Origin of the sequence: Dysgonomonas sp. UBA7710 (assembly GCF_002482385.1) — a bacterium.
Taxonomy (GTDB): Bacteria; Bacteroidota; Bacteroidia; order Bacteroidales; family Dysgonomonadaceae; genus Dysgonomonas.
The window spans coordinates 1-25,582 of sequence record NZ_DLFW01000001.1 but is presented as its reverse complement, the minus strand read 5'-3'; the positions used below and the strand labels follow the sequence as shown (position 1 = coordinate 25,582).

20 protein-coding genes and 3 tRNA genes are annotated in these 25,582 nt (G+C 40.2%); 3 read left to right on the top strand and 20 right to left on the bottom strand.

Translation table 11 applies throughout. From position 1 onward, the window contains the following. Position 1: 1 nt before the first annotated feature. Positions 2-1,726 carry an ABC transporter ATP-binding protein gene (locus B3317_RS00115; protein WP_291107078.1) on the bottom strand — a complete coding sequence of 575 codons (1,725 nt, stop codon included), beginning with the start codon at positions 1,724-1,726 and terminating at the stop codon, positions 2-4. Between the two features lie 301 nt (positions 1,727-2,027). Between B3317_RS00115 and B3317_RS00110 the strand changes: the two genes are divergently transcribed. The 3 genes from B3317_RS00110 (at position 2,028) to pdxB (ending at position 4,398) form a co-directional block, all read left to right on the top strand. Continuing rightward, positions 2,028-2,516, top strand: a complete 489-nt coding sequence (locus B3317_RS00110) for a ferritin (protein ID WP_291107075.1) — start codon at positions 2,028-2,030, stop codon at positions 2,514-2,516. Positions 2,517-2,606: 90 nt separating this feature from the next. Further along, positions 2,607-3,299, top strand: coding sequence for an ABC transporter ATP-binding protein (locus tag B3317_RS00105; protein ID WP_291107073.1), 693 nt, complete (start codon positions 2,607-2,609; stop codon positions 3,297-3,299). Continuing rightward, positions 3,283-4,398 (top strand): 4-phosphoerythronate dehydrogenase PdxB, encoded by a 1,116-nt coding sequence (gene pdxB / locus B3317_RS00100; RefSeq protein ID WP_291107070.1) that lies wholly within the window; start codon positions 3,283-3,285, stop codon positions 4,396-4,398. The genes B3317_RS00105 and pdxB overlap by 17 nt, the downstream gene beginning before the upstream one ends. A gap of 70 nt (positions 4,399-4,468) precedes the next feature. Here the strand turns inward: pdxB and B3317_RS00095 are convergent, their stop codons facing one another. The 19 genes from B3317_RS00095 to B3317_RS00005 all read right to left on the bottom strand — a co-directional run bounded on the left by B3317_RS00095 (position 4,469) and on the right by B3317_RS00005 (position 25,335). Then, on the bottom strand, positions 4,469-4,606 hold the full coding sequence (locus B3317_RS00095) for a hypothetical protein (RefSeq protein WP_291107067.1): 138 nt from the start codon (positions 4,604-4,606) through the stop codon (positions 4,469-4,471). Positions 4,607-4,830: 224 nt separating this feature from the next. Further along, complete coding sequence (locus B3317_RS00090) at positions 4,831-6,465, bottom strand: SusD/RagB family nutrient-binding outer membrane lipoprotein (RefSeq protein WP_291107065.1); 1,635 nt, start codon at positions 6,463-6,465, stop codon at positions 4,831-4,833. A gap of 39 nt (positions 6,466-6,504) precedes the next feature. Further along, positions 6,505-9,690 (bottom strand): SusC/RagA family TonB-linked outer membrane protein, encoded by a 3,186-nt coding sequence (locus tag B3317_RS00085; protein WP_291107062.1) that lies wholly within the window; start codon positions 9,688-9,690, stop codon positions 6,505-6,507. 388 nt (positions 9,691-10,078) lie between these two features. Next, a complete protein-coding gene (rpoC, locus tag B3317_RS00080) occupies positions 10,079-14,362 on the bottom strand; it encodes a DNA-directed RNA polymerase subunit beta' (protein ID WP_291107059.1) in 4,284 nt (1,427 codons plus the stop codon). Positions 14,363-14,479: 117 nt separating this feature from the next. Next, positions 14,480-18,289, bottom strand: a complete 3,810-nt coding sequence (rpoB, locus tag B3317_RS00075) for a DNA-directed RNA polymerase subunit beta (RefSeq protein ID WP_291107056.1) — start codon at positions 18,287-18,289, stop codon at positions 14,480-14,482. Between the two features lie 101 nt (positions 18,290-18,390). After that, positions 18,391-18,765 carry a 50S ribosomal protein L7/L12 gene (gene rplL, locus B3317_RS00070; RefSeq protein WP_006800202.1) on the bottom strand — a complete coding sequence of 125 codons (375 nt, stop codon included), beginning with the start codon at positions 18,763-18,765 and terminating at the stop codon, positions 18,391-18,393. A gap of 42 nt (positions 18,766-18,807) precedes the next feature. Next, positions 18,808-19,320: a 50S ribosomal protein L10 gene (rplJ, locus tag B3317_RS00065; protein WP_291107053.1), complete on the bottom strand. Its 513-nt coding sequence runs from the start codon at positions 19,318-19,320 to the stop codon at positions 18,808-18,810. Positions 19,321-19,340: 20 nt separating this feature from the next. After that, entirely contained in the window at positions 19,341-20,036 is a 696-nt protein-coding gene (rplA, locus tag B3317_RS00060) for a 50S ribosomal protein L1 (protein ID WP_006800204.1), read from the bottom strand. Between the two features lie 18 nt (positions 20,037-20,054). Further along, complete coding sequence (gene rplK / locus B3317_RS00055) at positions 20,055-20,498, bottom strand: 50S ribosomal protein L11 (protein WP_291107051.1); 444 nt, start codon at positions 20,496-20,498, stop codon at positions 20,055-20,057. A gap of 66 nt (positions 20,499-20,564) precedes the next feature. Next, positions 20,565-21,110 carry a transcription termination/antitermination protein NusG gene (gene nusG / locus B3317_RS00050; RefSeq protein ID WP_006800206.1) on the bottom strand — a complete coding sequence of 182 codons (546 nt, stop codon included), beginning with the start codon at positions 21,108-21,110 and terminating at the stop codon, positions 20,565-20,567. Positions 21,111-21,125: 15 nt separating this feature from the next. Next, a complete protein-coding gene (secE, locus tag B3317_RS00045) occupies positions 21,126-21,314 on the bottom strand; it encodes a preprotein translocase subunit SecE (protein ID WP_006800207.1) in 189 nt (62 codons plus the stop codon). 21 nt (positions 21,315-21,335) lie between these two features. Further along, positions 21,336-21,407, bottom strand: a tRNA-Trp gene (locus B3317_RS00040). A 52-nt stretch (positions 21,408-21,459) separates the two neighbouring features. Beyond that, a complete protein-coding gene (gene tuf, locus B3317_RS00035; protein WP_291107046.1) occupies positions 21,460-22,647 on the bottom strand; it encodes an elongation factor Tu in 1,188 nt (395 codons plus the stop codon). Between the two features lie 72 nt (positions 22,648-22,719). Further along, positions 22,720-22,791, bottom strand: a tRNA-Thr gene (locus B3317_RS00030). A 138-nt stretch (positions 22,792-22,929) separates the two neighbouring features. Further along, positions 22,930-23,003: transfer RNA gene (locus B3317_RS00025), tRNA-Thr, on the bottom strand. Between the two features lie 170 nt (positions 23,004-23,173). Continuing rightward, positions 23,174-23,473, bottom strand: coding sequence for a ribosome hibernation-promoting factor, HPF/YfiA family (gene hpf / locus B3317_RS00020; protein ID WP_291107043.1), 300 nt, complete (start codon positions 23,471-23,473; stop codon positions 23,174-23,176). Positions 23,474-23,492: 19 nt separating this feature from the next. Next, positions 23,493-24,380, bottom strand: coding sequence for a tyrosine-type recombinase/integrase (locus B3317_RS00015; protein WP_291107040.1), 888 nt, complete (start codon positions 24,378-24,380; stop codon positions 23,493-23,495). A gap of 63 nt (positions 24,381-24,443) precedes the next feature. Further along, on the bottom strand, positions 24,444-24,635 hold the full coding sequence (gene rpsU, locus B3317_RS00010) for a 30S ribosomal protein S21 (protein WP_006800211.1): 192 nt from the start codon (positions 24,633-24,635) through the stop codon (positions 24,444-24,446). Positions 24,636-24,882: 247 nt separating this feature from the next. Beyond that, positions 24,883-25,335, bottom strand: coding sequence for a GNAT family N-acetyltransferase (locus B3317_RS00005; RefSeq protein ID WP_291107033.1), 453 nt, complete (start codon positions 25,333-25,335; stop codon positions 24,883-24,885). Between the last annotated feature and the right edge of the window lie 247 nt (positions 25,336-25,582).

Genomic DNA, 25,582 nt, shown 5'->3' with positions numbered 1-25,582 from the left:
CTTAGAATGCTATTTGCTGTGAATTATATATTTCCTTATATACCTTCGATCTCTCTATCAGTTCGGATGGTTTGCCGATGGCATCTATTTCCCCGTCTTCGAGTACGATAACCCTGTCGGCAGACTGCATCGTATTTATACGTTGTGTGATGATAAACACAGTTGTGTCGTGGAGCAGGTTGTCAAGGTTGTGGCGGATCTTTTGCTCGGTCTCCGAGTCCACAGCACTGGTACTATCGTCGAGAATGAGTATCTTAGGCTTGCGTAACAGGGCGCGCGCTATACAAATCCGTTGTTTTTGCCCGCCTGACACATTTATGCCACCCCTCCCCAACAGTGTATTGTATCCGTCAGTGAAGGACATAATGAAGTCGTGGGCTTGTGCCGCTTTAGCTGCTTCCTCCACCTCTTCTGTTGTAGCGTCGGGTTTTCCCCAACGGAGATTATCTATAATAGTACCTGTAAACAATTCGTTCTTTTGCAATACCATACCTATCTCCGAGTGGAGTTCATCCAGACTATAATCTTTCACGTTTATCCCGTCTATCAAAACTTCGCCCCCTGTGGTGTCGTATAACCGGGGAATAAGCTGGAGCATTGAACTTTTTGCCGCACCTGTTGCTCCTACCACTGCTATGGTTTCTCCCTGGCGGGCATGGAAGCTGATGTCTTTAAGGACATCGTTCTCTCCCCCGCTGTAACGGAAATAGACATTGCGGAATGTGATTTCTCCCTTAGTGACCTTGTGTTTATTGAGTAAGCCTGTTTCTGTATCGGATAGTGACGGGTCGGTATTCAGCACCTCAAGTATGCGTTGCGATGAGGCTGATGCACGGGCGATACCCATTATTACCATCGAAAGCAGCATCAGAGCCATCAATATTTGCACCAGATAATTCACGAATGAGATCAGTTCTCCCACTTTCAATTCGCCGGATATAACCTTTCCCCCGCCTACCCAAAGGATGACGATGGTAGATACATTCATTATCAGTTGCATGACAGGGAACATCGTAACAACGATATTAGATGCCCTGACAACCATATCCCGCAGGTCTTCGCTGCTACGGGTAAACTTTTTAGCTTCAAAATCTTCTCTGACAAAAGATTTCACCACACGGATATTAATCAGGTTTTCCCTTACTACGGCATTCAGGTTATCGACTTTTTGCTGTACCTTCATAAACAACGGAAAACCTTTACGGAGAATAAGAAATACGCTGATACCCAGAACAGGCACTGCTCCGATAAGTATCAAGGCTAAATCGGTATTGATCTTGATTACAAAGAATATAGCCATTACAAGCATCAGCGGAGAGCGCAGCATCAGCCGCATTCCCATCAGTATTACCTGCTGGATACGTGAAATATCGTTGGTAAGGCGGGTGATTAATGATGCCGAATTGAAACGGTCTATTTCGGTAAATGAAAGCTGCTGTATTTTGTTGAATAGGCCCGACCTCAGGTCCGTACCAAATCCGATGGATGCACGGGACGATACATATACGTTAATGATGCTGACTATCAATCCTACCAGAGACACTGCCACCATCTTGATGCCGACACCGGTTATTACCGATAAATCCTTTGGCATTACACCATTGTCGATTATCTCAGCCATATATAAAGGCTGTATGGTTTCGCTCATTACCGTTATCAGTACAAGAAAAGGGCTGATAACAAGGCTGAGCGAGTATTTCTTTAGTATTTGCCAGTATTTCTTCATTTATATTCTATTGGCTCAGTTCAGTTTTGTATAAATGCGTACAAAGATAAATGTATTTACCGATAAGTTTTTAACTCTTGGATAATACATTTAATTAAACGATAAACATTGTCGATTGTTTTTAATATTTTTTTGAAATAAATTTATCTATAGTTATTATAGTATTTGAGGCTGCAAACTTTATAGTTATTATCAATATCCTGTTAACAAATATCTATATTTTTTGATGAGTTAATATTATATTTGTAATATTGTATCTAAATTGTTCAGAACAATAACTATCATCAAAAATATCATTATTATGTTAAGTAAAAAATTAGAAGCCGCATTAAATGCGCAAATAAATGCAGAATTCTGGTCTGCTTACCTTTATCTATCTATGTCTGCCCATTTTGCAGCAGATGGTAAGCCCGGTTTCGCCCATTGGTTCAAAAACCAGTTTGACGAAGAGCAGGAGCATGCAATGAAACTCTTCAATTATGTGATTGAAAGAGGTGGTAAAGTGGACTTAAAACCAATAGCAAAAGTTGCTCAGTCATGGCAATCTCCGTTGGCAGCCTTTGAAGATACTCTGGTACATGAGCAGAAAGTAACCGCCATGATTAACAATCTGGTTACTATAGCCCGGGAAGAAAAGGACTATGCCACAGAAAGCATGCTGCAATGGTTTGTAAACGAGCAGGTAGAAGAAGAATCTACAGCACAGGGATATATCGATGCTCTGAAAATGATCAAAGATAACGGATTCGGTATCTATACACTTGATAAAGAACTGAGATCAAGATCATAATAGATTTAAAATACTAATAAAGCGGATCTCCCTGATTAATGTCAGGGAGATTTGTTATTTTTATACCCTTAATTATTAAAACAGAAGTATTTGATACAAATAGAACATATATCGAAGAGTTATGGCGATCAGCCAGCATTGTCGGATATCAGTTTCTCTATGAATAAAGGGGAAATTATCGGACTGCTGGGTGTTAACGGAGCCGGGAAGTCTACCCTGATGAAAATTCTGTCCGGAATCATCCGGCCGGATAGCGGGCAGATAAGATTTTCCGGGAAAGACCTTTTTGAGAATGCCCTGGAAATAAAGCGGCAAACAGGCTATCTTTCCGAAGATAACCCTTTATATGAGGATATGTATGTAAAGGAATACCTCAGTTATGTGGCCGGAATATACGATGCAGGTAAAGAGCGCATTTCGGAAGTGATAGAACAAACAGGCCTGCAAAAGGAGTACAAGAAGAAAATAAAAGACTTGTCGAAAGGGAACAGGCAACGGGTAGGAATTGCGCAGGCTTTGGTTAACGACCCTTTATTCCTGATTCTGGACGAGGCAACCAACGGACTAGATCCTAATCAACGCGAAAGTCTGAATAATCTGCTTATAAATTTATCTATAAATAAGGTGGTGCTATTTTCGACACATATTCTGCATGAAGTAAAAGATATCTGTTCCAAATTTATCTTATTGGATAAAGGGAAATTAATTGCAGACCACGAAATAGCGGAAATAGACTCGATAGAAAATATGTTTCATAAATTAACAAATGAAAATCATAGCTGATAAAAATATACCGTATCTGAAAGGAATCGTTGAGCATTTTGGAGATGTAACTTATCTTGATGGATCTGCGTTTACACAAGATACGATAAAAGATGCAGACACATTGATTGTCCGTACAGTGACCCATTTTGGCGAAAGCATATTGAAAGATAGTAATGTAAAGCTGATTTGCTCCGCTACTATCGGTTATGACCATATAGATACAGCGTATTGTGATGCGCATGGTATTATATGGAAAAATGCTCCCGGGTGTAATTCCGGTTCAGTGATGCAGTATGTGGTGTCTTCCCTTATTACAATTGCCCGGAAAAAAGGTTTTGACTTAAGAGATAAAACAATAGGCATTGTCGGAGTGGGTAATGTAGGGAAGAAGGTCGCAAAAGCCTGTGAAATATTAGGGATGAAAGTTCTGCTGAATGACCCTCCAAGGCAGGATCAGGAAAAAAACAGCGATTTTGTCAGCCTGCAAACCATAATGAATGAGGCGGATATAATTACGTTCCATACACCTCTGATAAAAGAAGGTAAATATAAAACTTATCATCTGGCAGATAAGGAATTCTTCTCCCTATTGAGAAGGAAGCCTGTAATAATCAATTCGGCACGTGGAGGGATAATAGATACTTCAGCCATAAAGGATGCAATAAAGGAGAATAAGATATCGGGTGCCATTATAGACTGTTGGGAAAACGAACCCCGGATCGATCTGGAATATCTCGATCTGGTAGATATAGCCACCCCCCATATAGCAGGTTATTCTGCCGACGGCAAAGCGAACGCGACGCGTATGTCGCTGGAGTCGATTGCCGATTTTTACGGATTGGATAAACAACCTGTTTCGTTGGTTAAAGAGCCAGTACCTGTAAGTCCTGTAATAGATATGAACCGATACTCTAAAAGTGAGAATCGGATTTATGAAGCAATACTGGATACTTATAATCCATTAGATGATTTCGCCTCGTTAAAGGCTTCTCCCGATACTTTTAAAGGATTGAGAAATGGATATCCGCTGCGACGCGAATACTTTGCCTATACGGTTATAAATGCTTCGGGAAATGAAAGAGATATCTTGAGAGATCTGGAATTCAAACATGAATAAAGAGATACACGATTTCACCCGAATCTCAAACCTGGGGTTTTGCAAAGGATGTTTTGACCTCGCTTATCAATTATGCTTTCACAATCTCCGGAGTGGATGAAGTATACGGTATAACCGATTCTAAAAATACAGCTTCCGTCTGATTGATGGAGTCAGTAGGAATGGCAAGGATGCTTGCTTCCGAAAAGCGGATTATATCTAAAGGCATTTAAATATAGAGCATAAATGCTGGATAAAAAGAAAATAAAAAAGGAAAGAGACTGGCTTGAGATAAGCTGTCAGTCTCTTCCAAGATTGATACATCACTGCATTATAGTGTTTGTATGATGCCCGTTCTTTTGAAGTTGAGGGATAACGGACATAATTCCCCCTTTTAGTATAAAGCCCGGGGCAATAAGAACTCCGGGCTTTACAATTTTTAGGATGTTTTTTTTATTTGTTTGCTGGATGAGGGGTTGCAGTTGTTCTTACATCCCAAAACATCTTGCTGTAATAGTTATTTGTCCCATCGCTAAGTTTAGCTACGGCATCGTTAAATCCTTTAGAGTTCAGCGTACTTTCGTTTGTCGGATATTTTACACGCGCAGGAAGATCTCCTTTGGTATCGGACAAAGCTTCGAAAATTAAGATTTCAGTACCTGTAACATTTCCTTTATCATCAATGATATTTGCAACTGTAGATTTCTCTCCCGGTTTTAACAAACAGTTAGGGTATCCGGTACGGCGATATTCCGCCCAAGCTTCTGTTCCGTTCATATACAAATGTATGTACTTTTGTGTTGCTAATGTTTCAGCATTTACAGTATTACTTACAGCATTTACATAAGCCGTAATAGCATCATTGGTTATTGGTGCGCTACTCATAACGCGGGCACTTTGGCTGTTCCAATATTCCAGAGAAGCTTGTACTCCTTTTTTATATTCGTCTACAGCAAAGCCTTTATATTCTGACAAGATGAAACAAATTTCCGGATATGTCATCAGCGGTACAGCAAAATTCGCTTGTACTACTAAAGGTCTTCCTGCCATAAAATCAGGAGTTTGTGATATACCAGGGGTAATTCTTGATAAATCTTCACTAGCTACACCATAAGGAATACCAATATAATTGCCTTCACTGTTACTGTTTGCATATATTTGTAAACGCGGATCGACTACATTTGGCCATGGGTGGCTTTTTTCATTCAACACATCAGCCTGTCCTTGTAATAAATCGACCAATGGCTTGGACACGGAAAAGTCATTTCTGGCATCATCGAAAAAGCCTTTATAAAAATAGCATTGATTTGGAGCAGATGTGGAATATGTAAACAAAGCATTGTCTGCATTACTATCAAATACTCCTGAAGCAATAGCTTCTTCTATATAGTTTTTCCAATTACCATCAACTTTTGAGATACGAATAGCTAAACGACATTTTAGTGAATTACCGAATTTCTTCCATTTGGCAGCATCACCACTGTATATATTATCTCCTGTAGTAAATGCTGTTTCATTAACATTAATTAATGAGATCGCATTGTCCAACTCCGAAATTAAGGAATTATACAATGTATTCAAATCATCATATTTTGGATAATATATACCTTCATCTAATTTAAAAGATTCACTATAGGGTATTGCTCCCCATGTATCGGCCATGGTTTGTATCAGCCAAACTTTGAATATTTTTGCAACAGCAATCTGATTATTATTGTTTCCATAAGCAGACATCGTGGCTTTAGTTGCTTCATCTGTATTTAATTGCTCTATTTTAACAAGATTTCCAGCTGTTACATAAAACTGATTGAAATAACTATTATTTACGCTTTCCCGTATCTGATAGCGATCTTCTTCTGTGTAATTCCGTTGTGCCCAATATTGAGCATAAAGCAGACTTTGCCGACCGCTAAACCAAGTATCATATAGGTAATCCATTGTTTTCTTCTCCGCTCCCAACAATATGGCCGGGGTCGAAACTTCTGTAGGGTTATTAGGGTCAATATTTATTTCTTCTAAATCTTTACATGATGTAACCGACATGAGAATAGCTCCTAACAATAAACCTTTTATTACTGATTTTTTCATCTTATTTCTTAATTAAATTGTTATTCAAACTATCGGATGTTAGAACTGGAATCCTACATTAAGTCCAAAGTTGGCGGTAGAAGGCAAAGCTCCTCCTTCAACGCCCTGTATGTTTCCGGAACTTGTTGTAGCCATCTCAGGGTCAAAGCTTTTATTGTCCAATCCAAACATAGCCAGATTGCGGCCATAAGCAGAGACTTTAAGATTCTTGATATATTTAGTAGATCTTAAAGGAATATTGTATCCGATAGTTATCTCTCTTAGTTTGATGTAATCACTTTTGAAAACATTTTGCGCAGCCGGGCCGCTATATATGGACGAAGCCCAACGGGTTGCAGAAATACGAGTGGTGTTAGGTGTGCCATCTTCATTTACACCTGAGAGTAATATACCTCCTCCATTAGCAACAGGATCACGCTTAGGATTGCCTAATTCATTCGATCCGGCAGTTTCCTCAAGCATACCTGAATAAATTCCCCACATATTAGATGTAGAAAAATATTTTCCGCCAAATTGGGCGTCAAATAGCACACTTAATGTCAAGTCTTTGTATCGGAAACTATTTGTTATACCCCACAAGGTTTTGGGGTAAGCACTGCCTAAAGGTACATTACCATCAGTAGCTTTATATGTTCCGTTGGCGTTGACAATTTTATTGCCGTTACTATCATATACATAATCCGTACCCATAATTACACCATATTCTTCTCCTACACGTGCTCCAACCTCTACTTTAAATGGTGCATTTGTCAATCTTAGATATCCGTTTTCTGTATCACCCAGAAGCTCTGTTACTTTATTCTTATTGGCAGAAAAAGTACCTGTAATTTCCCATTCAAAATCTTTAGTCTGTACAGGAATTCCTGTGATTCTTATCTCCGCTCCTTTATTCTCTATTGTAGCAGCATTTAATATGTATGATGTATATCCTGTCGCTCCGGAAAGAGATAGCGGAATAATATTATCTTCTGTGCGAGATTTATAATATGTCATATCAAAACTCAGGCGGTTGCCAAAGAGTACACCTTCAATCCCAATCTCAGTAGAATAAGTTGATTCTGGTTTCAGATTCGGATTTTTCTTGCCCACAGAGGTTATGTAAGCAGGATTGTCATTGAATGAAGCATAGAATGTATATGTATCATAAATATTATAAGGGTCAGTATCATTACCTACTTTAGCCCAACCTAGTCTTATTTTTCCTAAATCCAACCATGAAAGATCAAGTAACTCCGAGAAAAGAAAGCTACCGGTAACAGATGGATACAAGTATGAATTATTTCCTTTAGGTAAAGTTGAAGACCAATCGTTACGTAATGTAGCATCTAAATATGCAAAACCTTTGTAACCAAAAGTGGCATTGGCAAATAAACTGTTGATTGATTTCTTTTGTAATCTATTTATTGCTTTAGCCTGACTTACAGAATTACTAAGATTATAGAAATCAGGAAGCACTAGTCCGCCAACAGATTCTCCTTGTACATATTCATAGCGATTATACATAATATTTCCACCGGCATTGATATCCAATGTAAAGTCCTCATTGAAATGACCGTTATACATAACCATGAATTCATGATTTAACTCATGTTGTTGTCTAGCCATTTCTACGTATTTTGATTGCTCTTGAGAATATACTGCATTTCTGGTATATTGTTTATCACTATAATAATCCAGATTAAGTTTATATTGAGCTTTCAATTGAGGAAGTATTGTAAATTTAATACCAACATTTCCATACAAGCGATCACGGCTGTCGTTTTGATAATTCTTATATCTTGACCAATATGGGTTATTTGAATAGGTCATAGTAGGGTCATCCCATGCTGAGCGGTTCCATCCTGCCTGTTTCCCATCCGGATACATATACATCTCTTTCAGTTGTTTCATATCCAATTGACGTTGTCCCCACTGAATAAATTTCTGCATCACATTATTGTCCCCATATCCCGTTTCAGAACGGCCTTTTGCCGCTTGATTCAGATAAGTAACATTTGTGAATAATTCATAGATCTTATTACCTGTTATACTTCCTGCAATATTGAAACTATTCTTTTGTAGGCTGCTGTTTGGCATATAGCCATTCAGTGTCATATTAGTATATGATACACGTATACTTGATTTATCAGTCGCTTGAGATAGTGAGATATTATTAGTGAATGATACTCCTGTTTCAAAAAAATCTTCTATATCATGTTCTGGAGCTACCCATGCCGAAGTCGTAGGATCACCAACCTTTCCCCCGGCTTCCCATTTCGCTATATCGTACCATGAGAGATATTGGGTACTAGGATCATATTTAGGTCCCCAACTTTCATCAAAATCATAGTCTAATATCAGGAATTCTTTTCCATTTATTGTCTGTCTAGTTAAGGCAGACCCTCCCCCATATTCTTTTTGCATTTTAGGTAATTTACTTACTACCTCAAATCCAACGGCAGAATTGACACTGATACCTAATCCTTTGTTTATTTCGCCTTTCTTAGTTGTTATCATGATTACGCCATTTGAAGCACGTGAACCATATAAGGCTGAGGCATTGGGCCCTTTTAGTACAGATATATTCTCAATGTCATCAGGATTTAAATCCTGAATAAGGTTACCATAGTCGTATCCTCCAGCTCCACGTTGAGTATCGGTTGAATTAAAATCCTGACCTGCAATAGGTACCCCGTCTACAACGAATAATGGCTGATTATTTCCTGTTAATGATTTTACTCCGCGTAATAATACTTTTGAAGAACCTCCCATATTACCCGATGAACCTGTAATTTGTAAGCCTGCTACTTTTCCCACTAAAGCATTAATCGGATTAGATACTCCTCCACGGGATTTAATCAATTCATCTCCACCAAGATCTGCAACGGCATATCCAAGAGCTTTCTTTTCTTTTGTTATCCCCATTGCTGTAACCACAACTTCATTCATTATTTGGGCATTTTGTTCCAATACCACTTTCATTCCTTCTTTTGCAGCTTCTTCTTTTGTTTTCATCCCTATAAAGGAGAATACTAATGTTGATTTTCCTTCGGGAAGATTAATAGAGAACGTTCCGTCAACATCAGTCACGGTACCTATAGTAGTACCTTTTACTACCACAGATACGCCTATGGCGGGTTCTCCCAGATCATCAACAACAGTTCCCGTGATCTTTGTTGTTTGTGCCGCAATGTATCCGATACTTAAAAATAAGCAGGATAGAATCAATAACAACCTTTTTTTCATATACACACACTCTTTTTAGATTAGTACTACACACTCAATTATTCCAATATGATTTTATATATGCCATATTATTCTCATTATGAAATAATAACACTTAAAAATATCTCAAAATGATTCTAAAATAGCAAATAAGCATCCATAATGATATATTGTATTTTTATAGTCGACAAATGTACAACAATTTTTCAATTATGTACAAAAATTTATAAAAAAGTGAAATATTTAACAATTTTGACTATTTTACAGTCAAAATATGTCGTTATTATTTTATTGTATATAATTCTATGTCGTTTTGACTTTCTTTTAGGTTTTACTCAAGCATGGATAACAAAAAAAGAGGAGTGACATTACATCACCCCTCCTTCTAACTATATAAAAGAATAATTAATTATTCTACGGCGTCAAAGTCTACTACAGTTTTCCTTGTGGCAGCAATCCTGTCAAAGTCTTCTTTAGTACCAACGACAAGCTTATCGAACTCACGCTGACCTGTACCTGCAGGAAGTAAGTGTCCGCAGATTACATTCTCTTTCAAACCTTCCAGCCTGTCTACTTTCGCGTTGATAGCAGCATCGTTCAGTACTTTTGTCGTTTCCTGGAACGAAGCAGCCGACATAAAGCTTTGAGTTTGAAGAGCGGCACGCGTAATACCCTGAAGTATCTGGTTAGCTGTAGCCGGAATTGCATCACGCACTTCTACCGGACGAAGGTCTCTACGTTTGAGCATAGAGTTCTCATCCCTCAGTTTACGTGCTGTTACAATCTGTCCAGGTTCGAATGTAGCGGAATCTCCGGCATCCAGTACGACTTTCTTACCCCAGATCCTGTCATTTTCTTCCATCACTTCGTATTTGTCGATCACCTGTTGTTCAAGGAAACGGGTATCACCCGGATCGATCACTTCTACCTTGCGCATCATTTGACGTACGATTACTTCGAAGTGTTTATCGTTGATCTTCACACCTTGCAGACGATATACATCCTGTACCTCGTTTACAATGTATTCCTGAACAGCGGTTGGTCCCATAATAGCCAGGATATCCGATGGAGTGGTTGCTCCGTCCGACAGTGGCATACCTGCTCTTACAAAGTCATTTTCCTGTACCAGGATTTGTTTCGAAAGAGGAACAAGATATTTCTTCACTTCTCCAAGTTTGGAAGTAACTATAACCTCCCTGTTACCACGTTTGATCTTACCGAATGAGATTTCTCCGTCGATTTCAGATACAACAGCCGGGTTGGAAGGGTTACGGGCCTCGAATAATTCTGTTACACGAGGCAAACCTCCCGTGATATCACCCGCTTTACCTACGGCGCGAGGAATCTTAACAAGTACATCACCGGCTTTAATAGTGTCATTATCATCTTTTACAATGTGAGCACCTAACGGTAAACTGTACATCTTCATCATATTCCCTTTCTCGTCAAGAATATGAGCCTCAGGCGCTTTAGTTTTATCACGTGATTCAACGATGATCTTTTCTTTCAAGCCTGTTTGTTCGTCCGACTCAACTTTGTATGTCACATTTTCAATAACATTTTCAAACTTGATACGTCCTGTGGCTTCGGAAATGATAACCGCGTTGAACGGATCCCATTCGCAGATAAGGTCGTCTTTTTTCACCTTGGCTCCATCTTTAAAGTAAAGTTTAGAACCATAAGGTATATTGTGGGTAAGAAGGACGATTTTAGTATTCGGATCAACCAATCGAAGCTCAACCAGACGGCTGACAACAATTTGTGTTTTTTTACCGCTTTCGTCTACTGCTTCTACGATACGCAGATCGTCAATTTCCAGTACACCGTCATATTTAGCAACAATGCTGTTTTCGGTAGCGATATTAGATGCGATACCCCCAACGTGGAACGTACGAAGTGTCAACTGTGTACCCGGCTCACCGATAGATTGTGCAGCGATAACACCGACAGCCTCACCCCGCTGAACCATACGTCCTGTGGCAAGGTTACGTCCGTAACATTTTCCACAAACGCCTTTTTTAGATTCACAAGTAAGTACCGAACGGATTTCAACACTTTCGATCGGAGAGTTTTGAATTTTGATAGCAGCATCTTCTTTGATCTCTTCACCTGATTTAACAATCAGGTCGCCAGTCAAAGGATGTTGTATATCGTGAACAGATACGCGTCCCAAGATACGTTCGTAAAGGGATGCGACAACTTCTTCGTTGTTTTTCAACTCTGTACAAACAAGTCCGCGGAGTGTTCCACAGTCTTCTTCATTGATAATCACATCTTGAGAAACGTCCACCAGACGACGGGTCAGATATCCCGCGTCGGCTGTTTTCAAAGCTGTATCCGCAAGACCTTTACGCGCACCGTGGGTAGAGATAAAGTACTCTAACACCGACAGACCTTCTTTAAAGTTGGAAAGGATCGGATTTTCAATAATCTGAGCTCCTTCAGCTCCACTCTTCTGAGGTTTGGCCATCAATCCACGCATACCTGATAACTGACGGATCTGTTCTTTCGAACCACGGGCTCCTGAATCTAACATCATATATACGGAGTTGAAACCCTGATTGTCTTCCGATAATTGTTTCATCAGGATGTTTGACAATCTGGAGTTGACGTGAGTCCATGTGTCGATAATCTGGTTGTAACGTTCGTTGTAGGTAATGAATCCCATGTTGTAGTTATTCATTATCTGCTCAACCTCGTCATAACCCTGAAGTACCAGTTCATCTTTTTCTTCCGGTATGATTACATCCTCAAGATTAAACGACAAACCTCCACGGAATGCCATTGTATATCCTAAGTCTTTTATATCGTCGAGGAACTGGGCTGTTTTAGCAACTCCGGCTATTTTGATTACATTACCGATGATATCACGAAGTGATTTCTTAGAAAGTACTTCATTGATGAAACCTACTTCTACCGGAGTTTTCTCATTAACAAGAACACGGCCGACAGTAGTCTCGCGCATCAGTTTCGCAACGTTTCCATTTTCATCCAGATCGTCTACATATACTTTGATGAGGGCGTGAATATCTACTTTTCCTTCATTATAAGCGATGATCGCTTCTTCCGGACCGTAGAATATAAGGCCTTCGCCTTTAGCGCCCTTGCGTATCTTAGTGATATAATATAATCCGAGAACCATGTCCTGAGATGGTACAGTAATAGGTGCGCCATTCGCAGGGTTAAGGATATTGTGAGATGCAAGCATCAACATCTGCGCTTCAAGGATAGCTTCATTACCCAATGGTAAGTGAACAGCCATCTGGTCACCATCAAAGTCGGCATTGAACGCCGTACACGATAGTGGGTGCAACTGGATTGCTTTACCTCCGATCATCTTCGGCTGGAATGCCTGAATACCTAAACGGTGAAGAGTAGGGGCACGGTTGAGCAACACAGGATGTCCTTTCATTACGTGTTCGAGGATGTCCCAAACAACAGGCTCCTTGCGGTCTACTATTTTCTTTGCAGATTTTACTGTCTTAACGATGCCGCGCTCGATCAGTTTACGGATAATAAACGGTTTGTATAGTTCGGCCGCCATATCCTGAGGAATACCACACTCGTGCATCTTCAATTCAGGACCAACGACAATTACCGAACGGGCCGAATAGTCAACACGTTTACCCAACAAGTTCTGACGGAAACGTCCCTGTTTACCTTTCAAACTATCGGAAAGCGATTTCAACGGGCGGTTGGCATCTGTCTTAACCGCGCTCGACTTACGTGAGTTATCGAACAATGAATCTACAGCTTCCTGAAGCATACGTTTCTCATTACGCAGGATTACTTCCGGTGCTTTGATATCGATAAGCCTTTTCAGGCGGTTGTTACGGATAATAACACGACGATACAGGTCATTCAGGTCGGATGTGGCAAAACGGCCACCATCTAACGGAACAAGCGGACGAAGTTCCGGCGGAATAACAGGAACAATCTTAACAATCATCCATTCCGGTTTATTCTTACCTTTCGATCCGCGGAATGCTTCTACAACCTGAAGTTGTTTCAACGCTTCGTTCTTACGTTGCTGAGATGTATCTGTACTGGCTTTGTGGCGCAGATTGTTTGCCAACGAATCAAGATTGATACGCGACAACAAATCGTAAACGGCCTCTGCTCCCATTTTAGCAATAAACTTGTTAGGATCGGTATCGTCCAACAGTTGATTTTCTTTAGGAAGTTTATCCAGTATGTTCAGGTATTCATCTTCTGTAAGAAGGTCTTTTTCTGCTACTCCTTCTTCTACCGCGATTCCGGATTGAATCACTACATAACGTTCGTAGTAAATGATTGAGTCCAGTTTTTTAGTAGGGATACCCAACAGATAGCCCATCTTGTTAGGCAGAGAACGGAAATACCAGATATGAGCTACCGGAACTACAAGGTGGATGTGACCTGTGCGTTCGCGGCGAACTTTCTTTTCTGTTACTTCAACACCGCAACGGTCGCAGACGATACCTTTATAACGGATTCTTTTGTATTTACCGCAATGACATTCGTAATCCTTTACAGGACCGAATATGCGTTCGCAGAAAAGCCCGTCACGTTCCGGTTTGTATGTACGGTAATTGATAGTTTCGGGTTTCAAAACTTCCCCGCTCGATGCTTCCAGAATTTCTTCGGGAGAGGCAAGGCTTACGGTTATTTTTGAAAAGCTACTCTTTACTTTATTTTCTTTTCTAAAAGCCATATTACTTTTTTCCTTTAAAAGCTGTTAGCTACTAGCTATTAGCCAATAGCTGTTTGTTAGAGTATTTAGAATCCGTTAGCTAAAGGCTATAAGCCAAAAGCTAACGGCTAATATTGTTTAATCAAGCGATACGCTTAATCCCAGACCACGCATTTCATGTAACAATACGTTCAGGGATTCAGGTATTCCCGGTTGTGGCATCGGCTCACCTTTCACAATAGCTTCATAAGCTTTGGAACGGCCGACAACGTCATCGGACTTGATAGTCAGGATTTCTCTCAGGATATAAGCCGCACCGAATGCTTCAAGTGCCCAAACCTCCATTTCTCCGAAACGTTGACCCCCGAATTGAGCTTTACCTCCAAGAGGCTGTTGCGTAATAAGAGAGTAAGGTCCGATAGAACGGGCGTGCATCTTGTCTTCAACCATGTGCCCCAGTTTAAGCATATAGATAATACCTACTGTTGCATGCTGGTCGAACTGGTCTCCTGTACCGCCATCAAATAAGCGAACTTTACCATAACGTGGAACTCCGGCTTTGTCTGTCCATGAATTCATATCGTCGAGGCTTGCTCCGTCGAAAATAGGAGTGGCGAATTTCACACCAAGCTCTTTTCCGGCCCAACCCAATACTGTTTCGAATATCTGACCAAGGTTCATACGTGAAGGCACCCCCAGCGGATTCAAGACAATATCAACCGGTGTTCCGTCCGGTAAGAAAGGCATATCTTCCTGACGAACGATACGCGACACGATACCTTTGTTACCGTGGCGTCCTGCCATCTTATCACCTACCTGAACTTTACGTTTCTTAGCCACATAAACTTTTGCAATCTGAACAATACCGGAAGGAAGTTCATCCCCGATAGTCAGGTCGAAACGTTTACGTTTCAACTCAGCATCCAGTTCTTTGTATTTACGCAGGAAGTTTACGATTACATCTTTTATTAATTCATTTTTGTGCTCATCTGCTGTCCAGTTGCTCACCTGTATTGATTCATAATCGATATTGTCCAGCGCACTCTTCGTAAATTTGGAACCCTTGGCAATGATATCTACATTAAGATAATCTTTTACTCCCTGAGATGTTTTACCATCTGTTAAGATCAATAGCTTGTCAACCAGTACAGATTTCACTTTCGCTATTTTTTCTTCATATTCTTCATCCAGCTTAGGAAGCAGGGCCTTGCTCGAAAGTTTTGTTTTACCTTTCTTTGATGCCTTGGAGAATAGGTTTGTACCTACAACAACTCCTTTCAGAGATGGAGAGGCTTTCAATGAAGCGTCTTTTACATCACCGGCTTTATCACCAAAGATGGCGCGGAGTAGTTTCTCTTCAGGTGAAGGATCGGATTCTCCTTTCGGAGTGATCTTACCTATCAGGATATCTCCCGGACTTACACGGGCACCGATACGGATAATACCTCTTTCGTCCAGGTCTTTTGTTGCCTCTTCGCTTACATTAGGAATATCGGAAGTCAGCTCTTCTACTCCACGTTTGGTATCACGTACTTCGAGTACGAATTCCTCTACGTGTACAGAAGTAAATATATCTTCGCGGACGATACGCTCGTTAAGTACGATAGCATCCTCGAAATTATATCCCTTCCATGGCATGAATGCCACTTTCAGGTTCTTACCGATAGCCAGTTCACCCTGTTCGGTTGAATATCCTTCTGTCAGGATTTGCCCCAGAACAACCCTGTCCCCCTTACGGCAAATAGGACGAAGGTCAATTGTTGTATTCTGGTTTGTTTTCCTGAATTTAGGTATATTATATGTTTTTACGGCATCGTCGAAGTTTACAAAATCTTCGTCAGCAGTACGGTCATATTTAATTTTGATGGTACTTGCATCCACATATACTACTTCTCCCGCACCCTCTGCCACAATCTGTGTACGCGAGTCGCGGATAAGCTGTCCTTCTATACCAGTTCCCACGATAGGGGCTTCGGTACGCATAAGTGGTACAGCCTGGCGCATCATGTTCGATCCCATCAGTGCGCGGTTGGCGTCGTCATGTTCTAGGAACGGAATCAATGAAGCAGCAATAGAAGCGATTTGTGTCGGCGATACATCCATCAATTCCACCTCTTCCGGGGCAATAACCGGATAATCGGCATCCTGACGAGCTTTTACACGTTTAAGGATAAATGTTCCATCGTCATTCAACGGAGCATTACCCTGTGCTATAAGCTTATCTTCCTCCTCTTCAGCGGCAAGATAAACAATACCGTTAGAAGACAAGTCTACTTTGCTGTCCGCTACTTTACGATATGGAGTTTCGATAAATCCAAGATCGTTAATCTTAGCATATACGCAAAGGGAAGAAATCAAACCGATATTCGGACCTTCCGGAGTCTCGATAGGACAAAGGCGTCCGTAGTGAGTATAGTGAACGTCACGCACCTCGAAACCAGCTCTTTCACGTGAAAGACCACCCGGTCCCAGAGCCGACATACGGCGTTTGTGAGTAATCTCGGCCAATGGATTGGTTTGATCCATGAATTGAGACAGTGCATTTGTTCCGAAGAATGTATTTACTACAGATGAGATTGTTTTCGCGTTAATCAGGTCGATCGGCGTAAACACTTCATTGTCGCGTACATTCATTCTTTCACGAATGATACGTGCCATACGGTTAAGCCCAACTCCAAACTGGTTGAAAAGTTGCTCGCCAACTGTACGGACACGACGGTTGCTCAAGTGGTCGATATCGTCAACGATAGCTTTTGAATTAATCAGCTCGATAAGGAACTTGATTATTTCAATAATATCTTCTTTCGTTAATACGCGAATATCAGTACTTGTTGTCAAGCCCAATTTCTTGTTCAGCCTGTAACGGCCCACTTCACCTAAGTCGTAGCGTTTCTCGGAGAAGAACAAGTTGTTGATAACCTCGCGTGCACTGGTATCATCAGCCGGCTCAGCGCTACGGAGCTGTCTGTATATATGACGGACTGCATCTATTTCCGAGTTACTCGGGTCTTTTTGCAATGTATTGTAGATAATGGCAAAATCTGAAATATTTTGTGTATCCTTATGCAATAAAATAGAAGCAATGTTCGAATCTATAATCAGATCAAGATGATCTTTATCCAGAACTGTTTCGCGCTCCAGAATAACTTCATTACGTTCGATTGAAGTGACCTCGCCGGTATCTTCATCCACGAAGTCTTCCATCCATGTTCTCAGTATTCTGGCTGCAAGCTTACGGCCGAGTACCTTCTTGATATTTTGTTTTGTAACTTTTACTTCTTCGGCCAGATCGAAAATTTCAAGGATGTCCCTGTCACTTTCGAACCCGATAGCGCGAAGCAATGTAGTTACCGGTAATTTTTTCTTACGGTCGATGTATGCATACATGACATTATTGATGTCGGTAGCAAATTCGATCCAAGAACCTTTGAACGGAATTATACGGGCTGAATAAAGCTTTGTACCATTGGCGTGCATCGTTTGTCCGAAGAACACACCGGGTGAACGGTGCAACTGGGACACTACGACACGTTCTGCTCCGTTGATGACAAAGGTACCTTTCTCAGTCATATATGGAATCAGTCCCAGATATACATCCTGGATAACTGTATCAAAATCTTCGTGGTCAGGGTCTGTACAATAAAGTTTTAGCTTTGCTTTCAAAGGAACACTATATGTCAATCCTCTGTCTATACACTCATCAATGGTATAGCGCGGAGGGTCGATGAAGTAGTCCAAAAACTCTAATACAAAGTTGTTTCGTGTATCGGCTATAGGAAAGTTTTCAGCAAAAACTTTGTATAGGCCTTCGTTTTTCCTTCTTTCAGGAGGGGTATCAAGTTGCAGAAAGTCGCGGAATGACTTTAACTGTACTTCAAGAAAATCCGGGTAAGGAAGCGGATTTTTGATTGAAGCGAAATTGACTCTTTGATTTGTTGTTGAAGACATGGATAACCTATTTTATTGAACTTATTACTTTTGACGCAAAAAGGTTAAGAACCTTCTTCGAGGAAGGTTCCTAACCAAATATCCTTTCTCAGGACTTATCTTTACTTAAGTTCAACTTCGGCTCCAGCTTCTTCTAATTGTTTTTTCAATGCGTCAGCTTCATCTTTAGTAACTCCTTTTTTAAGTTCACCAGGAGCACCATCTACTAGATCTTTAGCCTCTTTCAAACCAAGTCCTGTAAGTTCTTTTACAGCTTTAACAACTTGTAGCTTGTTAGCACCTGCTGATTTCAAGATTACATCGAAAGATGTTTTTTCTTCTACTACTTCAGCAGCAGCAGCTGGTCCTGCAGCAACTGCAACAGCAGCAGCGGCCGGTTCAATACCATATTCAGTTTTTAGAATTTCAGCTAATTCGCTTACTTCTTTTACTGTCAAATTTACTAGTTGTTCTGCAATAGCTTTGATATCTGCCATTTTTGTATAAATTAAAATTGTTTATTATTCTTTTGTTTAATATTATCTCTTAGATAGTGTTTCTAAGACGCCATGAATAGTGTTTCCTCCCGATTGAAGGGCAGAAATAACATTCTTGGCAGGGGATTGAAGGGCTGCAATAACATCGCCGATAAGCTCGTTTTTGCTCTTGATATTTTCCAGTGCACCCAGATTTTCCGAACCCACATAGAAACTTTCCTGAACATATGCTGCTTTAAGCGAAGGGATACCTTCTTTTTTGTATTTAGCAATCAGCTTAGCCGGAGCATTAGCCGAATTAGAAAACATGATAGCAGTGTTTCCCTTCAATGAAGCATTCAACTCCGAGTAGTCGCCTTCCAGGCTTTCCAGAGCTTTCTGCAACAAAGTGTTCTTAACAACCATCAGTTTGATCTCCTGCTTAGCACATTCTCTTCTCAAATCGCTTGTTTTAGCAGAATTAAGAGTAGCAATGTCGGTAAGGTAGAAATGATCGTATCCTTTGATTGTTGCTGCTATAGTTTCTATGATAGTGCTTTTATCTTCCTTTCTCATAATTTTCAGTCAATTTTTGATTAATTTTCTACTGATTTAGGGTCTATTTTTACACCCGGGCTCATAGTACTTGAAAGACAAACACTCTTCACATAAGTTCCTTTTGCTGCAGTTGGTTTCAATTTGATAAGCGTAGCAATAAATTCTTTTGCGTTATCTTTGATTTGCTCAGGAGTAAAAGATACTTTTCCGATAGAAGCATGGATGATACCAGCTTTATCCACCTTGAAGTCGATCTTACCCGATTTAACCTCTGTTACAGCTTTTGCAACATCTACAGTCACAGTTCCGCTCTTAGGGTTAGGCATCAGACCACGAGGTCCCAGAACACGTCCCAGAGCACCAACTTTACCCATGATAGCGGGCTGAGTGATGATAACATCAATATCAGTCCAACCACCCTTTATTTTTTCGATATACTCGTCCAATCCAACATAGTCGGCACCTGCTTCTTTAGCAGCAGCCTCAGCATCCGGAGAACATAATACCAAAACTCTAACTTGTTTTCCTGTTCCATGAGGAAGAGACACTACGCCTCTCACCATCTGGTTAGCTTTACGTGGGTCTACACCTAGGCGTACATCCAAATCGACAGAAGCGTCGAATTTAGTTGTCGTAACCTCTTTTACAAGAGCTGACGCTTCGGTTAATGTATATAGTTTCCCTGCTTCAATCTTGCTGAAAGCTAACTTTTGATTTTTAGTAAGTTTACCCATTTCTCAATTGAAGTTTAATTATTGAACATCAGGGAAAGCCCCTTTTACAGTAATACCCATACTTCTTGCTGTACCAGCAACCATTCTCATGGCTGATTCGATTGTAAAACAGTTAAGGTCGACCATCTTATCTTCAGCAATAGCTTTTACCTGATCCCAGGTAACTTCAGCCACTTTCTTACGATTAGGTTCTGCCGATCCGCTTTTCAGCTTAGAGGCTTCCAACAATTGGATTGCCACCGGTGGTTGTTTTACAACAAAATCAAAAGACTTATCAACATAGTAAGTAATTACCACTGGTAATATTTTACCTGCCTTGTCTTGAGTTCTGGCATTAAATTGCTTACAGAAATCCATGATGTTAATACCTTTAGAACCTAAAGCAGGTCCTACAGGAGGAGATGGATTTGCTGCACCGCCTTTAATTTGTAATTTTAATTGTCCAGCAATTTCTTTAGCCATTTTTGTTTCTAATTTTTAGTTTTGTTAAAACTTAAGATTAAAGCATACAGAGTTGCGTAACCAATCTTACTGCTCTTTTTCGACTTGCATGTAATTCAATTCGAGTGGAGTTTTCCGTCCGAATATCTTTACCATTACTTTCAGTTTCTTTTTCTCAGTGTTCACTTCTTCAATGATTCCCGAAAATCCTGAGAAAGGACCATTGGTCACTTTTACATTTTCTCCGACAATGTATTGAACATCCATGCCTACTTCCTGTTCATCCAGTTCGTCCATAGTACCCAGTATCCTGTTTACTTCAGACTGACTCAATGGCTGAGGGTTGGTTGTATTCGGTAAAAAACCGGCCACGTAATTTATGTTACGCAGTTCATGGATAACTTCCCCAATAAGGGCGGCTTCTATCAATATGTAGCCGGGAAGATAAGCTCTTTCTTTCAGAACCTTCTTTCCGTTACGCATGATATAGGTCTTCTCTGTAGGGATAAGAACTTGAGAGATATACTTTCCTAAGTCTGATTTCTTTATCTCAGCTTCAAGATACTCTTTGACTTTATTTTCTTTTCCACTAACAGCACGCAGAACGTACCATTTTTTTTCGATTTCAGTCATAGCTTTTGATAAGGATTAAAGACTATAGAAAAACTTGACAATTGACTCAAATGCAGAATCAATACCCCAAACGATCAATGCCATTATAATGGAAGCAATCATGACAATCACCGCACTGTTGGTCAGTTCTGCACGAGTAGGCCAAGAAACCTTGTATACAAGCTCGTTATAAGAATCTTTAATGTAATTAATTATTTTTTTCATTACTCTTCTTGAGTTTTTTAGCACGGGCGGAGAGATTCGAACTCCCGACATTTGGTTTTGGAGACCAACGCTCTACCACTGAACTACGCCCGTAAATTAAAGTCGGTTATATCGCAAACCGACTCTATTATTATGTTGAAATTTCTTATGCAGTAATTTCAGTAATCTGACCAGCACCTACTGTACGACCTCCTTCGCGGATAGCGAAACGAAGACCTACGTTACAAGCAACCGGGTAGATAAGTTCTACGTTGATAGTCACGTTGTCACCAGGCATAACCATGTCTGTTCCTTCAGGAAGAGTGATTTCACCAGTAACGTCAAGAGTACGCAGATAGAACTGAGGACGATATTTGTTGTGGAATGGAGTGTGACGTCCACCTTCTTCTTTCTTAAGGATATAAACCTCAGCTTTGAAGTTAGTGTGAGGGGTAATTTTACCCGGGTGGCAAATTACCATACCACGTTTGATTTCGTCTTTGTCGATACCACGAAGCAATAGACCTACGTTATCTCCGGCTTGTCCGTCGTCAAGAATCTTACGGAACATTTCTACTCCTGTAACAACTGATTTTTTATTTTCAGCACCAAGTCCGATGATCTGAACTTCTTCACCGGTTTTGATTTTACCAGTTTCGATACGACCTGTTGCTACTGTACCACGACCTGTGATAGAGAACACGTCTTCAACCGGCATCAAGAATGGTTTATCAACGTCGCGTGGAGGAAGTGGAATCCAAGTATCCACAGCGTTCATCAGTTCCATTACCTGGCTAACCCAAGGCTCAACACCGTTAAGTGCACCTAGAGCAGATCCGCGGATAACCGGAGTATTGTCGCCGTCGAACTCATAGAATGAAAGAAGTTCTCTCATTTCAAGTTCAACTAGTTCTAGCATTTCTTCGTCTTCAACGATATCGCATTTGTTCATGAAAACAACCAGTCTTGGTACGTTTACCTGACGTGCAAGAAGGATGTGTTCGCGAGTTTGAGGCATCGGACCATCAGTAGCAGCAACTACGATGATAGCACCGTCCATCTGAGCAGCACCAGTAACCATGTTCTTTACGTAGTCGGCGTGTCCAGGACAGTCAACGTGAGCGTAGTGACGGTTAGCTGTTTCATATTCAACGTGTGAAGTGTTGATAGTAATACCACGTTCTTTTTCTTCAGGAGCGTTATCGATTGAATCGAATGAACGAGCTTGAGAAAGACCTTTGTCAGCCAATACTTTAGTGATAGCAGCAGTCAAAGTAGTTTTACCGTGGTCAACGTGACCGATTGTACCGATATTTACGTGCGGTTTCGCCCGGTTAAAATGTTCTTTTGCCATAATTAATCTTCTATTATTTAGTTAAATGTATATATTTAATTCTATTTGAATAAATTCACTAAAATAAATCAGAGCCCATGACGGGACTTGAACCCGTGACCTCTTCCTTACCAAGGAAGTGCTCTACCACTGAGCTACATTGGCATAAACAGTAAAGAATTTTCTCTTCAATCTACCTTATATATTAAGGTGTTGATCTTATATTGAAGAGAATCGGGAAGCTTTGTCTATAAACTTTTAAGCTATTTCAAGTTTACAATAACTTCTTTTTTCTATACCTTGAGCCTCTTGTCGGATTCGAACCAACGACCCCGAGATTACAAATCACGTGCTCTGGCCAGCTGAGCTAAAGAGGCATAACAACAAATTTTGCCGCCATTACGACTTTTAATAGCGAAACGGCGACAAAATTAGAAATTATTTTTTAGAATAACAATACTTTATGTATTTATTTTTCCGGAGTTCTTTCTTTTGGTACATATTCCTCTATCCGTTGAATAGAAAGCGGATGCATAAATGTTTGTTATTATTTGGCTTGCGTTTTCTCCTTGACTTTGAGTATCTGTTTTTCGAGGGCTTCTATGTTTTGCATAACAGCCTCTTCGAACGAATCGGCAGTCTTATTTGCAAAGAGTTCTCCGCTTTTGATATTTAGTTTTACTGATGCTTCTTTGTTATTCGCAACTTCCGGTTTTACTACTTTAAGTATTACTTCGGCGTCTACAATCAGGTCAGAAAATTTATCCAGTTTAGACAATTTCTTTTCTATAAACTCTTTTAATTGAGTGCTTGCATCAAAGTGCACTGACTGAATTGCAATATTCATAATGTTTCCTCCTTTACTTTTAGGCCCTTGGATGAGCCTTGTTATAAATCTTCTTTAATTCTTCGAACGAAGTGTGTGTGTATATTTCTGTAGCCGCAAGGCTTGAATGTCCCAATAATTCTTTTACCGCATTTATATCCGCACCATTGTTTAGCATGCTTGTTGCAAATGAATGACGGAGGACGTGGGGACTCGATTTTGAAAGAGTCGGTATCTGCTTCAGATTCTCCGTCACAATTCTGTGTACAAGCATTGGGTAGAGTTGCTCCCCATCATTCTTAACAAATAAATATCCGGATAAGTTCCCTATTTCTTCGTTCCTTGCTTTCAGATATTGTCCGAGCATTGCCTTCATTCCGTCGCTGAACGGGATAAGGCGTTGTTTATTTCGCTTTCCTGTCACTTGTATTGTTTCGGCGCTAAAATCCACATCGGTATCCTTTAGTCCGATCAGCTCCGCCCGGCGAATCCCCGTAACATAAAACAGTTCGATCATCATATGGTTGCGGAGAGATTCGAATGTGTTGTCGAAGTTTGATTCTTCCAACACTTTCTCCATATCTCCATTGTTCACAAACGAAGGAATGGGTTTTGGTGTTTTGGGCCCTGTAATTTTCTTTACCGGGTTTGCCGGAACTTCACCTATCCGCAACAAATATTTGTAGAACGATTTAAGCGTACTCAACTTACGGTTTACTGACCGCGCAGCAATCTTTGCCTCCATAAGCGATACAATCCACATGCGGACTATGTCGCTGTCTACGCTTTTTAGATCTACGTCCGGGAAATGTTCTTGCAGGAATCCGGCAAACTGATGAAGGTCTGTAGAATAAGAAATCTCCGTATGTAAAGAGAAGTTCTTTTCATAACGGAGATATCTGCTATATTTGTCGATTAGTAACATCATCTATCCGAATTTCAATCCTGAATGACGAAGTTAATAATTTTATGCGAAAAAGACAATAGTATTTTATTCTTCCGAACGGTGCATCGCCTGAACGTATACGGCGTGCAATCTTTGTTCTCTTTTCACCACTGATGGCTTACGGAACTCCTGACGTCTTCTAAGTTCTTTTACTACACCTGTTTTTTCGTATTTTCTTTTAAATTTCTTCAAGGCTTTTTCAATGTTTTCGCCTTCTTTTAATGGAACAATGATCATAATTGTCGTTTTATTTTTTATTTATTTTTTGTTTTGTTTAATGCAATTTAATTAGTGAGGCATGCTTTCCTCATTCGTTTTTATAATAGGCGGTTTTTGTATAATAATCTTCTGAACACTGCTCTGCAAGCAGTATCTGACTATAAACTAATTATGTTCTGTTCAAAAGATCATTAAACCTCCTTTCTGTTTTCGGGCTGCAAATTTAGGGATAAAATCTTAAATTCCAATATTTTTCGCAAGGATTTTATTCTTTCTTCATTTCTATATGCGGTATGCCATCTTCGAGATACATCTCACTCGTTTGCCTGAAACCAAGGCTTTCATAGAACTTTTTCAGATATAATTGCCCGGATATTGTAATTCTTGTCTCACCGAATACAGACTCTTCCAATTCGATAGCTTTTTTCATCAGGTCATTTCCATAACCGTATTTTCTGTATTCCTCTGCTACAATTACACGTCCGATACTGGCTTCGTCAAAATAATCACCTGCTTTGAATATACGGCAATAGGCAGCCAGCTTATTATCGACGTAGCCGTGCAAATGCAGAGCTTTCTGGTCTTTATAGTCCAGATCGAGGTAAGGGGCATCTTGCTCCACGACGAATATCTTGCACCGCAAATGTAATATATCATATAATTCGTTTATCGTAAACTCGTCGAAACGGTTCACTTTCCAAAGTATATCTTTTTTCATAGATTTTAATTTGGGTGCAAATATAATTCCTTTTTAGGGTAAACCCTCGAAATTTAATTTTTTTGAAATAGTTTATCTATGTAATAGTAAGCTATTAGCCTTTAGCTGTTAGCTTGTAGTTCTTTGAAGTATTGATTGGCCCCTCCAACCACCCCAAGGGGCAGGGCTGTTAAGTTCTCTACTTTGTTCTGTTATTTTCTGCTGTCATCCTGAGGGAACGAAGTATCCCGAACCTGAGAAACGAGAT

Excerpts from the sequence above, each read along its gene's own strand:
- B3317_RS00115 (WP_291107078.1), bottom strand. The coding sequence starts at position 1,726 with ATGAAGAAATACTGGCAAATACTAAAGAAATACTCGCTCAGCCTTGTT.
- B3317_RS00110 (WP_291107075.1), top strand. The coding sequence starts at position 2,028 with ATGTTAAGTAAAAAATTAGAAGCCGCATTAAATGCGCAAATAAATGCA.
- pdxB (WP_291107070.1), top strand. The coding sequence starts at position 3,283 with ATGAAAATCATAGCTGATAAAAATATACCGTATCTGAAAGGAATCGTT.
- B3317_RS00095 (WP_291107067.1), bottom strand. The coding sequence starts at position 4,606 with ATGCCTTTAGATATAATCCGCTTTTCGGAAGCAAGCATCCTTGCCATT.
- B3317_RS00090 (WP_291107065.1), bottom strand. The coding sequence starts at position 6,465 with ATGAAAAAATCAGTAATAAAAGGTTTATTGTTAGGAGCTATTCTCATG.
- B3317_RS00085 (WP_291107062.1), bottom strand. The coding sequence starts at position 9,690 with ATGAAAAAAAGGTTGTTATTGATTCTATCCTGCTTATTTTTAAGTATC.
- rpoC (WP_291107059.1), bottom strand. The coding sequence starts at position 14,362 with ATGGCTTTTAGAAAAGAAAATAAAGTAAAGAGTAGCTTTTCAAAAATA.
- rpoB (WP_291107056.1), bottom strand. The coding sequence starts at position 18,289 with ATGTCTTCAACAACAAATCAAAGAGTCAATTTCGCTTCAATCAAAAAT.
- rplL (WP_006800202.1), bottom strand. The coding sequence starts at position 18,765 with ATGGCAGATATCAAAGCTATTGCAGAACAACTAGTAAATTTGACAGTA.
- rplJ (WP_291107053.1), bottom strand. The coding sequence starts at position 19,320 with ATGAGAAAGGAAGATAAAAGCACTATCATAGAAACTATAGCAGCAACA.
- rplA (WP_006800204.1), bottom strand. The coding sequence starts at position 20,036 with ATGGGTAAACTTACTAAAAATCAAAAGTTAGCTTTCAGCAAGATTGAA.
- rplK (WP_291107051.1), bottom strand. The coding sequence starts at position 20,498 with ATGGCTAAAGAAATTGCTGGACAATTAAAATTACAAATTAAAGGCGGT.
- nusG (WP_006800206.1), bottom strand. The coding sequence starts at position 21,110 with ATGACTGAAATCGAAAAAAAATGGTACGTTCTGCGTGCTGTTAGTGGA.
- secE (WP_006800207.1), bottom strand. The coding sequence starts at position 21,314 with ATGAAAAAAATAATTAATTACATTAAAGATTCTTATAACGAGCTTGTA.
- tuf (WP_291107046.1), bottom strand. The coding sequence starts at position 22,647 with ATGGCAAAAGAACATTTTAACCGGGCGAAACCGCACGTAAATATCGGT.
- hpf (WP_291107043.1), bottom strand. The coding sequence starts at position 23,473 with ATGAATATTGCAATTCAGTCAGTGCACTTTGATGCAAGCACTCAATTA.
- B3317_RS00015 (WP_291107040.1), bottom strand. The coding sequence starts at position 24,380 with ATGATGTTACTAATCGACAAATATAGCAGATATCTCCGTTATGAAAAG.
- rpsU (WP_006800211.1), bottom strand. The coding sequence starts at position 24,635 with ATGATCATTGTTCCATTAAAAGAAGGCGAAAACATTGAAAAAGCCTTG.
- B3317_RS00005 (WP_291107033.1), bottom strand. The coding sequence starts at position 25,335 with ATGAAAAAAGATATACTTTGGAAAGTGAACCGTTTCGACGAGTTTACG.